General features: G+C 71.9%; 7 protein-coding genes and 1 rRNA gene. 1 reads left to right on the forward strand and 7 read right to left on the reverse strand.

The window, feature by feature from the left end:
* Positions 1 to 16 precede the first annotated feature (16 nt).
* A complete protein-coding gene (locus ACO229_RS11720) occupies positions 17 to 1,834 on the reverse strand; it encodes an L-lactate permease (RefSeq protein ID WP_397433547.1) in 1,818 nt (605 codons plus the stop codon).
* Between the two features lie 275 nt (positions 1,835 to 2,109).
* Between ACO229_RS11720 and ACO229_RS11725 the strand changes: the two genes are divergently transcribed.
* Positions 2,110 to 4,440, forward strand: a complete 2,331-nt coding sequence (locus ACO229_RS11725) for a hypothetical protein (protein WP_397433548.1) — start codon at positions 2,110 to 2,112, stop codon at positions 4,438 to 4,440.
* A gap of 48 nt (positions 4,441 to 4,488) precedes the next feature.
* Here ACO229_RS11725 and glcF read toward each other — a convergent pair whose 3' ends face one another.
* From glcF to rrf, 6 genes are all read right to left on the reverse strand, one after another.
* Positions 4,489 to 5,826, reverse strand: a complete 1,338-nt coding sequence (glcF, locus tag ACO229_RS11730; protein ID WP_423465032.1) for a glycolate oxidase subunit GlcF — start codon at positions 5,824 to 5,826, stop codon at positions 4,489 to 4,491.
* Positions 5,826 to 7,109 (reverse strand): FAD-binding oxidoreductase, encoded by a 1,284-nt coding sequence (locus tag ACO229_RS11735; RefSeq protein WP_423465033.1) that lies wholly within the window; start codon positions 7,107 to 7,109, stop codon positions 5,826 to 5,828. Before ACO229_RS11735 ends, glcF begins: the two co-directional genes overlap by 1 nt.
* On the reverse strand, positions 7,109 to 8,584 hold the full coding sequence (locus ACO229_RS11740) for an FAD-linked oxidase C-terminal domain-containing protein (protein ID WP_423465034.1): 1,476 nt from the start codon (positions 8,582 to 8,584) through the stop codon (positions 7,109 to 7,111). The genes ACO229_RS11735 and ACO229_RS11740 overlap by 1 nt, the downstream gene beginning before the upstream one ends.
* Positions 8,585 to 8,684: 100 nt before the next feature.
* On the reverse strand, positions 8,685 to 10,271 hold the full coding sequence (gene aceB / locus ACO229_RS11745; protein ID WP_423465035.1) for a malate synthase A: 1,587 nt from the start codon (positions 10,269 to 10,271) through the stop codon (positions 8,685 to 8,687).
* 120 nt (positions 10,272 to 10,391) lie between these two features.
* Complete coding sequence (locus ACO229_RS11750; RefSeq protein ID WP_423465036.1) at positions 10,392 to 11,138, reverse strand: IclR family transcriptional regulator; 747 nt, start codon at positions 11,136 to 11,138, stop codon at positions 10,392 to 10,394.
* A gap of 174 nt (positions 11,139 to 11,312) precedes the next feature.
* Positions 11,313 to 11,429: ribosomal RNA gene (rrf, locus tag ACO229_RS11755) — 5S ribosomal RNA — on the reverse strand.
* Positions 11,430 to 11,431 lie beyond the last annotated feature (2 nt).

Below are 11,431 nucleotides of genomic sequence, written 5' to 3' on the forward strand. Positions count from 1 at the left end.
TGCGCTGCCGGCGGCCTCACACGCGTGCCGGGACCACCTCCGGGTTGTAGGCGTCCGGGGTCCGCACGATCCGCACCCCGATCACCACCAGCGCCGCCACGACGAGCAGCAGCACCACCAGTCCGGCGTTGAACCCGAGCCCGAAGATCCACAGGTACCCGATCCCGCCCGCCGCGAGACAGTAGTAGGTCATCGGCAGGATCGTCCTGCGGATGAGGTCGCCCTCGCGGCCGAGCAGGCCCACGGTCGCGGCGGCCGCGACGACGTTGTGCACGGCCACCATGTTGCCCGCCGCACCGCCCACGGCCTGCAGGGCGGCGACGGTCTCGGGCGACGCCGCACCGATGCCGAGGCCGGTGTTGAACTGGAACAGCGAGAACATCATGTTGGACACCGTGTTGGACCCCGCTACGAACGCACCCAGGGCACCGATGAACGGCGACACGATCGGCCAGCCCTGGCCGGCGAGGTCGGCAGCCGCCTGGGCCACCGTGACGGGCATCGAGTCGAGCCCGGCCCCGTTGAAGTCGGGCCCGGAGTTGATGAAGATGCGCACCAGGGGCACCGCGCACAGCAGCGCGAACGCCGCCCCGCCGAGCTGGGCGCCCGCGACCCGCCACGAGGCGGCGATCTGCGACCGCCGCATGCCGTGCAGCACGTAGGTGACCAGGCACGCGAGCAGGAAGATCGCCCCCGGGGAGTAGAGGAGGTCCATGTTCTGGCTGATCCCGGTGCCGAAGATGTCGGGTACCTCGATGACGGCGGGGCCGGTGAGGAACTCCTTGATCGCGGGGACGTTCCGGGTCAGGAGCAGCAGCGCCGCCACGATCACGTACGGGGACCAGGCACGCACCATCGACATGCTGCGGGTCAGCGTGGCCGCCTCCTGCGTGGGGTCCACGGTGCCCATCCAGCGGTCGCTCCAGCGTTCCCGCGGTGGGAAGTCCCACACGTCCTTGGGCATGAGGAAGCCCTTGGACGACGTGAACATCACCAGCACCAGCCCGAGGAACCCGCCGAGCAGCGACGGGAACTCCGGCCCCAGCACGTAGGCCACGGTCACGTACGGCACGATCATCGCGAGGGCCGCGTAGACGGCGAACGGCGCGACGGCGAGCCCGGCCCGGAACGACCGCTTCTCGCCGTAGAACCCGCACATGAGCGTGACGAGGATGAGCGGCACCAGGATGCCGACGATGGCGTGGACGGTCGCCACCTGCGTGGCGGTGTGGGCGACGAAGCCCAGGTGGTCCAGCCCGAGCGCGTCGGCGCGCGCCTGTACCTCGGGCGCCAGGGCGCCGGACGTGTCGGCCAGCCCAGTCCCGAGCCCGGTCAGCATGGGCGTCCCGACGGCGCCGAAGCTCACCGGCGTGGACTGGATGATGAGGCCCGCCATCACGGCGGCCGCGGCGGGGAACCCGAGCGCCAGGAGGAGCGGCGCGACGACGGCCGCCGGCGTGCCGAACCCGGCCGCACCCTCGATGAACGACCCGAACAGCCAGGCGACGATGATCACCTGGACCCGCCGGTCGGGGCTGATGGTGGTGAACCCGGCCCGGATCGTGTGCAGCGCGCCGCTCTTGGTCAGGGTCTCCAGCATGAGCAGCGCGCCGAAGATGATCCAGAGCAGGCCCACCGCGATGAGCAGCCCCTGCACCACGGACGCGCCGACGGCCACCGGTGACATCCGCCAGGCGAACAGAGCGATCACCACGACGACGGCGAGCCCGACGGGCATGGCGGTGCGGGCGGGCCAGCGGAACCCGAGGAGCAGGGTGCCGACCACGAGAATCGGGAGGAGAGCGAGCAGGGCGAGGACGCCGAGGTTGTCCATGGTGACTCCAGACCGGCCACGCTGCCGGGTAGGGTTCAGCGGATATTTCGCATGTCGGAACTATCACTCCACGTACTGACAAACGTAGCAGTTACCTCGGGTCATGGGGAATGCCCGCCACGAAGTCGCGACGCATATCTTCGACTGCCCCCGAATCACCCCACCCAGAACCCTCCTTTCGTTGAGCCGGGCATCCAGCCGTGCCAGCGTCGAACTGGGCCCGCCGACAGACATACCGCGGGTAGTCAGCTCGACGAGGAGAACGGACGCAGATCATGACCCCCACCAGGAGATCCGCCGCCGCCTGGGCGGCGGCGGCCTGTGCGACGAGCCTGCTCGCGGCGGGCGTCGCGGTCGTACCGGCAGCGACGGCCGCGACCGACCCCGGCATCCTGCTCGTGGACCCCGTGCCCACCGAGGTGCTCGCCTCGGCCGGCGACCTCGCCGCCCTGGGCACCGCCGTCGACGCGCACCTGGCCGGCGACACCGTGTTCGTCGAGGTCAGCACCCCGCAGGGGCGCCGCGTCTACTGGCGACCGTTCGACGACGACACGGCCGCGTGGTCGGGTACCTGGGGCAACCGCACCCTGACCGGAGACCTGCTGGCCGCCGAGAACGACGCCCTCCTGCTCGACGTCGGCAGCACCCGCGTGCTGGCCTGGTCGCGCGACGGCGGCGGCAGTCGCACCCTGCCGGACGACGCCGTGCTCGGCCAGGGCGCGCAGTACGTGGCCTTCACCGGCGACGGCTACTACGAAGCACCCGGCCCGGTCACGCAGCTCGTGACCGGTGGTGACCAGATCCCCGTCAAGCCGGCGAACCCGTCGGACGGCTCGCTTCCCGACATCACCAGCGGCTTCGCCATCGCCGGCAGCACGTTGTACGGGGTGGACGTCTTCGAGTGGCCGGCAGCCTCGGCCTGGGACGCCGCCACCGGGAACCCGTGGCCGGCCGTCGGCGGCGACCCGTGCGACCAGCCACGTGACCTGGACGACCTCCGCATCGAGGACGCCCACGGCCGCTTCGCGCTCGCCAGCTGCCAGGACGGCGTCGTCGGGCTCACGGGAGACAGCGCCGAGGTGTACCGCGACGTCATGCTCGCCGTCCCGATGGAACGCACCACCAGGCACCCGCAGCTCGGCGACGGCTTCGTGCTCGGCGTCTCCACCACGCGCGGCGACCTGCTCGCCGCGCCCGCCCTCGGCGGCAAGCCCGGCACGCTCGGCCGGGCCACGGCCTTCGACCTGAACGACGCCGGCACCAACGTCGTCCTCGTGGACGACACCGGGGACGTACGAATCGCCCGCGACCTGACACCGTGGTCGTCAACGCCCGCAACGGAGATCGTGGACCACGCGGCGCCGTCCGTGCAGGTCTTTCCCACGCCTCTCGAGCCCGCCACGCCGGAAACCGGCAGGTACGAGACCTACGTCCAGGCCCGCGACGTGGCGACTCCGCCGTTCGAGGAGTCGGGCGTCGCGGAGACCGAGACCGACCTGCGCGCCCGCATCAAACTTGCAGGCGAGACGGACTTCGGCAACCCGGTGCCCGTGCCCGAGGGCGAGCCGGTCGAGTACCCGGTGGGCGCGACGGTCTGCTGGGAGGGCCGGGCGGTGGACAACGCCGGCAACGACAGCGGCTGGCAGGGCGAGAAGTGCGAGGTCGTACCCGACGTCACCAACCAGCTGGTTGCTGAGCCACTGCCCCCGGCGACGGACGCGAATCAGGGCAGCATCTTCTTCTACTACAAGGGCACGGACGATCTGTACTTCGCCGAGTCCGACGTGCGATACCGCGTCTACCAGCGAGGTGAGACGCCACCTGACTGGACCCTCGTGGAGGGCAACGGTGGCGGCTGGAGCCGCCTCTACGGCGCCGATGTGCCGAACGGCAGCTTCGTCTGTTTCCAGGCGCGCGGATACGACCTGAACGGGACCGCCGGGGACTGGACGCCCGAGGAGTGCACGTTCTCCGACGCGTCCGAGCCCCGGATCAGGAGCCTGGCCTACCCCCGGTGGATCAAGCCCAGCCAGACCCGCGTGGTCGACGGCGTGCGCACCGCGGACCCGGTGTTCACCTGGGCCTTCTACGAGAACTTCGGTATCGAGGGCTACCTGGTGCAGCGCAGCCTGTCCCGCACCGAGGTCGGTGCCGAGCGGCCGTTCTGGACGACGAGCACCTCGTACACCCGCCCCCTGACCGAAGCCGGCCAGCACTGCTTCCGGGTCCGGGCCAAGGACCTGGCCGGGCACCTGAGTGCCTGGTCGGGCTGGCGGTGCTCCACCATGCCGGTCAGCTCGGCGAAGCTCGACGGTATGTCGTTCGGCCCGTACCACCACCGGGTCTGGCCCGGTACCGGCGACCTCGTCACCACCCGCGGCTACAGCGGCGTCGCGATCTACGCCAAGGTCAACACCGGACCCCGCTACGGAAGCATGAAGGTCTACATGGGATCGCGGTTCCTCGGCACGGTCAACGCTCACGCGACCGAGACCGGCAGCAAATGGGTCTGGCTCAGCCCCGGCGGCACCCTCGACGGCAAGGTCCGCTTCGTGGCGAACGCGGGCGACTTCGTCGACCTCCGAGAGTTCTACATCTCCCGCTAGAACCCCCTCGCGCCCGGCACCGGCTCCCCCGGTGCCGGGCGCGAGCCGTCACCGCACCAGCTCCTCCGGCCCGACGCCGCGCAGCGACGCGTCCAGCACGAGCACCATGTGCGCCGTCGGCAGGTCCCGCCCGCGCCGCCGCAGTGCGTCCGTGATCTGCAGCAGGCACCCCGGGTTGGACGTGACCAGCAGCTCGGCGCCGGTAGCCGCCACGTTCGCGGCCTTCCGGTCCCCCAGCTCCCGCGCAGGCTCGGGGTTGGTCAGGTTGTAGATTCCGGCCGACCCGCAGCACATGTCGCCCTCGGCGATCTCCTTGACCACCAGCCCCGGGATCGTCGCGAGCACTGCCCGTGGCTGCGCCCGCACGCCCTGCGCGTGCCGCAGGTGGCACGCGTCGTGGTAGGCCACGGTCATCGGCAGCGGATGCCGGGGCGCGACGGGCTCCAGCTCCGCCAGCACCTCCGAGATGTCGCGGGTCTTCGTGGCGAACGACGCCGCCCGCTCCGCGTACTCGGGGTCGTCCGCCAGCAGGTCCGCGTAGTCCTTCATCGTCGACCCGCACCCGGCCGAGTTGGCCACTATCCGTTCCACGCCCGCGCCCGAGAACGTGTCGATGAGCGCCCGTGCGTAGTCGAGCCCCTCGGCCTCCCGCCCCGCATGCACGGACAGCGCGCCGCAGCATCCCTGGTCAGGCGGCACGACGACGTCGCAGCCCTCCGCCGCCAGCACCCGCGCCGTGGCCGCGTTGACGCCTGGATAGAACTCGCGCTGCACGCAGCCCAGCAGCATCCCGACGGTCATCCGCTTCGTGCCCGCGGCGGGCACGAGCGCGGGCACCGGGATACGCGGCCCGACCGGCGGCGCGATCGCCTCCATCGTCGCCAGCGTCGGGGAGATCCGGGCGAGCACCGGCCGCACCAGCCTCGACAGGCCCGTGCGCTGGTACAGCGCGAGCAGCGGCCGGATCAGCCGCAGCCGCTCCGGCCGCGGGAACAGCGCGAAGATCGCCGACCGCAGCAGCCGCTGACCGCGCGTGCGGTGCTCCGCGCCGCGCCGTTCGACCTGCTGCCGCGTCGCCTCCACCAGCTTGTCGTACTGCACGCCCGACGGGCAGGCGGTCACACAGGCCATGCACCCGAGGCAGGCGTCGACGTGCTCCACCAGGGCGGGCGACATCGGCTCGCCCTCCAGCCCCTCCTTCATGAGGTAGATCCGGCCGCGCGGGGAGTCCATCTCCTCGCCCCAGAGCGAGTACGTGGGACAGGCGGGCAGGCAGAACCCGCAGTGCACGCAGTCGTCCACGAGCTCGCGTCGCGGCGGGTGGTGCGCGTCGAACGCCCCCGACCCGTCGAACGAGCCCAGCAGGTCCGGCTTGGCCTCGGTCATCAGATGCCTCCCACGAATCGGCCGGGTGCGAGGTTCCGCCCGGGGTCGAGCTGCCGTTTGACGGCGCGCATCAGGTCGAGCCCGCCCACCGGGCCCCACACGTCCAGCGCGGCCCGCACCTCGTGCGACGCGCGCAGCACGGTCACGGTCCCTTCCCGCGGCGTGGCCGCAGCTGCCCGCAGGTGCCCGACGGCGGACGCGGTCGCCTCGGGTGTACCCGTGACCGCGCCGTACAGCACCCCCGCCGCGGTCCCGCGCAGCGCGGCGCCCACCCCGTACCGCTGCTCGGCGTCGCGCGCCGCCGCGAGCAGGCCGGCCACCCCGGTGAGCGTGGCGGTCGCCTTGACGAGCGTCCGGGGCGCCGCTCCCGCCGGGACCGACGGGAGCGCGCCGCTGCCGCCCGGCAGTGCCGCCCACCACCCGGGCGGCTCCTCCTGGACCTGTCCGCCCGCCAGCTCCGCCGCGGCGGCGGCCCGCTGCCCGACGGCGGTCTCCGCCCCCTCCAGCAGCACCGCCACGGTCGCGACGTCGCTCCCGGCGGGCCGGTCGATCTCGACCGCGGCGGGGGCGAGCTGGGACGCGACGACCGCCCGGGCCCGTGCCGCGACGTCGGCCAGCGGTCCGGAGGCGACCACGTACGCCCGCTCCGGCCGCGCCGGATGCAGCCGGAACGCGGCCCGCACGACGACACCGAGCGTGCCGTACGCACCCGTCAGGAGCTTGGCGAGGTCGTACCCGGCCACGTTCTTGACCACCTTGCCGCCGGAGGAGGCGACGGTGCCGTCGGCGAGCACCACGGTGGCCCCCAGGACGAGGTCACGGATCCCGCCGCGCTGCAGGCGCCGCGGCCCCGACATCCCCGTCGACAGTGCACCGCCCACCGTCGACCCGCGTGCGAGCCGGTCGGGCGGGAGGTCCACCACGAGCTCCTGCGCCGCACGACCGACGTGGTCCAGGAGCGCCGCCACCGGCAGCCCGGCCTCGGCCACGACCACCAGGTCACCCGCCTCGTGCTCGACGAGCCGGTCCAGGCCCGTGGTGTCGAGAATCAGGTCGGCACGCTCGGGCGGCGCTCCCCAGTCGAGCGCCGTCGCTCCCCCGCGCGCCACGGTGGCCAGCCCCTGCGCGGTCGCCTCGCGCAGCACGGCAGCCACCCCCTCCGCCGACGCCGGCCGTGCCACCGCCGACGCCGCCACCCCGTCGACGACGTCGCCCGGCCCTGCCTCCCTGACCTCGCCGCCGTGCGGGCGCACCGCAGCCTCGAGCCGCTCCAGGTCGGCCATCAGAAGAGCTCCGCCGCGCCGGACTCCACGAGCGGATGCGTGCCACGACGCCGCCCGGGCTGCTCACCGCACAGCCGCGGCGTGGGGAACACCTTGCCCGGGTTGGCGATGCCCTCCGGGTCGAACGCGCAGCGCACGGCCTGCATGGTGTCCAGGTCGGCGGGCGTGAACATGCGGGGCATGTGCTTGGCCTTGTCGGCGCCCACGCCGTGCTCGCCCGTGATGGACCCGCCGTGCTCCAGGCACAGGTCGAGGATGCCGCCGGCCACCGCCTCGGCGCGCTCCACGGCGCCCTCGACCGCGCCGTCGAACAGCACGAGCGGGTGCAGGTTGCCGTCACCGGCGTGGAAGACGTTGGCGACGCGTACCCCGGCGCCGTCGCCGAGCTCGGCGATCCGCCGCAGCACCTGGGGCAGGGCCGTGCGCGGGATCACGCCGTCCTGCACGATGTAGTCGGGGCTGATCCGTCCGACCGCCGCGAACGCGGACTTGCGGCCCTTCCAGATCAGGGCGCGCTCGGCGTCGTCGGCCGCGACCCGCACCTCGAACGCGCCGGCCGCCTCGCACAGCCGCACCACGTCGTCGAACTCTCCGGCGACGTCCGGCGCGGGACCGTCCAGCTCCACGACCAGCACCGCGCCGGCGCCCTCGGGGTAACCGCAGTGCACGGCCTTCTCGGCGGCCTCGATGGAGAGGGCGTCCATCATCTCGATCGCAGCGGGGATCACACCGGCGGCGATGATCGCGGAGGTGGCGGCCCCGGCGTCGTCCATGGTGCGGAAGGCGGCCAGGAGCGTGCGCACCTCCTGCGGCAGCCGTGTCAGCCGCACCGTCACGGCGGTGACGACGCCGAGCGTGCCCTCGCTGCCGACCACGGCACCGAGCAGGTCGTACCCGGGCGGGTCGGGCGCCTTGCCGCCGATCTCGACCTGCTCGCCTGCGGGGGTCACCAGGTCCACGCCCGTGACGTGGTTGGTCGTGAAGCCGTACTTGAGGCAGTGCGCGCCACCCGAGTTCTCGGCGACGTTCCCGCCGATGGAGCACACCGACTGACTGGACGGGTCGGGCGCGAAGTAGTACCCGTCATGACTGGTCGCGGCGGTGAGCTGCAGGTTGATCACCCCGGGTTCGACCACGGCACGCTGGTTGGCGACGTCAGCCTCCCGCACCTCCCGCATCTGGGACAGCACCACCAGCGCCCCCTCGGGGTGCGGCAGTGCACCGCCCGACAGACCCGTACCGGAACCACGCGCGACGAACGGCACCGCGTGCCGCGCACAGACCCGTACCGTCGCAGCCACGTCGTCCGCGCTGCGTGCGAGCACCACCACGCCCGGCACCACGCGGTAGGCCGCCAGCCCGTCGGACTCGTAGGTGCGACGGCGCTGCCGGTCGGTGACCACCCGTCCCTCGCCGAGCTCGGCCGACAGCTCGGCGATGACGGCCGCCAGCCCGCCCGAAGTGCTAGATCCCATCCGGCAACCTCCTCGTTGCGCGCGGTACTCCGTTGAGCGCGGGATCTTCGCCCTCGAAACCGCGTCTCGAGGGCGAAGATCCCGCGCTCAACGGGAAGGGTCAGGGCATGCTGTCGTATGCCGGCAGGGTCAGGAAGTCCGCGTAGTCGTCCGCCACCGCCACCTCCAGGAACGTCTGCTTCGCCTCCTCGTAGTCTGCCGCGTCACCCGGCAGCTTGGCGATCTCCTCCTCGACGATCTGGTCGATCAGCTCGCGCGTGACCCGGTGCCCGGTGTCGGCGAGGGTCACGTCGTTGTGCAGCCACTGCCACACCTGCGACCGGGAGATCTCCGCCGTGGCGGCGTCCTCCATGAGGTTGAAGATGGCGACGGCGCCGAGCCCGCCGAGCCAGGCCTTGAGGTACTGGATGCCCACGGAGATGTTGTTGCGCAGCCCGGCCTCGGTGACGTCGCCGGGCGTGGCAGCGACGTCGAGCAGCTGCGCCGCGGTGACCTGCACGTCTTCGCGGGTGCGGTCGATCTGGTTCGGCTTGTCGCCCAGCACCGAGGTGAAGACCTCCGTGCAGAGGTCCACCATGCCGGGGTGCGCCACCCACGAACCGTCGAACCCGTCGTTCGCCTCGCGTGTCTTGTCATCGCGCACCTTGGCGAACGCGGCGGCGTTGACCTCCTCGTCGCGGCTCGGGATGAACGCGGCCATACCGCCGATCGCGTGCGCGCCCCGGGTGTGGCACGTCTTGACCAGCAGCTCGGTGTAGGCGCGCATGAACGGCACCATCATGGTGACGGCGTTCCGGTCCGGGAGCATGAACTCCTTGCCGCGCGTCCGGAACGACTTGATCACCGAGAACATGAAGTCCCAGCGCCCGGCGTTCAGGCCCGAGCTGTGCTCCCGCAGCTCGTAGAGGATCTCCTCCATCTCGAACGCCGCCGGGTAGGTCTCGATGAGCACCGTGGCGCGGATGGTGCCCTGCGGGATGCCGAGATAGTCCTGGGCCAGCACGAACGCGTCGTTCCAGAGACGCGCCTCCAGGTGCGACTCCATCTTGGGCAGGTAGAAGTACGGCCCCTGCCCCTTCTCGATCTGCCGGAGCCCCGCCGTGGCAAGGTACAGCGCGAAGTCCACCAGGCTGCCCGAGGTCGGGCGGCCGTCGACCAGGACGTGCTTCTCCGGCAGGTGCCAGCCGCGGGGACGGACGATGATCGTCGCCAGCTCCGCGTCGGGTTTGAGCGCGTAGTGCTTGCCGTTGTCGCCCGTGAAGTCGATGGTCCGGTTGATCGCGTCGAGCAGGTTGAGCTGTCCGCCCACGACCGCGCTCCACTGCGGGGTGTTGGCGTCCTCGTGGTCCGCGAGCCACGCCTTCGCACCGGAGTTCAGCGCATTGATGGTCATCTTGCGGTCGGTGGGGCCGGTGATCTCGCAGCGCCGGTCCTCGATGCCCGGCGCGGGCGGCGCCACGCGCCACGTGGGGTCCTCGCGGATGTGCCGCGTCTCGGGCAGGAAGTCGAGCGTGCCACCGGCGGCGAGGCGCTCGACCCGCCGGCGTCGTGCCTCCAGCAGCTCGAGCCGCCGGTCGTCGAGCGCGCGGTGCAGTGCAGCGACCAGTCCGAGCGCCTGCGGGGTCAGCACCTCCTCGGCACGCGGTGCGATGTCAGCGGTGAGGGTCAGGCCGTCCGGAGTGTCCACTGTCAGTCCCTTGGTCGAGCGGCTGTGCGTCGGATCCCGCGACCTTCTTCCATAATGCGGAATCCAAATACTTCCTAGTGGAAACTCTAAGCGGCGCGGTCCCCGGGGTCAACGCATCGCTCAGCTCCCGGACAGCTCGCGCGCCACATCCTGGGCGACGTCCCGCAGCAGCGGCACCGCCCGCTCGCCGAACTCGAACGACACCCGGGCCGACGGCCCCGACACGGACAGTGCCGTCGGTACGGGTACGCCAGGCACGACCACGGCAAAGCACCGCACGCCCACCTCCTGCTCCCCGTCGTCGACGGCGTAGCCGCGGTCCCGGATCTCGCCCATCGCGGCAAGCAACGCGTCGACGTCGGTGATCGTCCGGTCGGTCGCAGGCTCCAGACCGGCACGGACCGCGATGCCCCGGACCGCGTCGTCCGAGAGCTCACCCAGGAGCGCCTTGCCGACGCCGGTGCTGTGCAGGTGCACGCGCCGCCCCACCTCGGTGAACATCCGCATCGAGTGCGACGACGCCGCCTGCGCCACGTACACGGCCATCTCACCGTCGAGCATCGCGAGGTTCGCGGTCTCCCCCAGCTCCCGGGCGAGCCGCGCCAGATGACGCCGTGCCCCGGCGCCGAGCTGACGACCGGCCGCCTCCCCCAGGCCCATGGCCCGCGCACCGAGCGCGTACCGGCGGGACGGCAGACGGCGCGCGTAACCACGGGACACGAGGGTGCGCATCAGCCGATGGATCGTCGGCAGGGGCAGACCGGAACGCTCCGAGAGCTCGCTCAAGCCGGCGTCGTCGCCGAGCTCCGCCAGGATCTCCAGCAGGTCGAGCGCTCGCTCGACCGACTGCACGCCAGCCTCTGCCATGTCGTCCTCCCCGCCGAACCGGCGGCCGGCAGGCCGCCGGAACCAGCATTCCACACGACGGAAGACGAAGATGCGGCCTTGTTCAGGGCACAGAAATGCGTCAGGGGATGAACCGCTCCCGGCCACCCCCAGCAGGGGGTGGTCCGGGGGTTCATCCCCTGACGCTGAATGGTTGTCCGGCGGCGTCCTACTCTCCCACCCCGTCTCCAGGGCAGTACCATCGGCGCTATGAGGCTAAGCTTCCGGGTTCGGAATGGGACCGGGCGTTTCCCCCACGCTATGACCACCGAAAC

This window comes from Promicromonospora sp. MS192 (assembly GCF_049532985.1).
Lineage (GTDB): Bacteria > Actinomycetota > Actinomycetes > Actinomycetales > Cellulomonadaceae > Promicromonospora.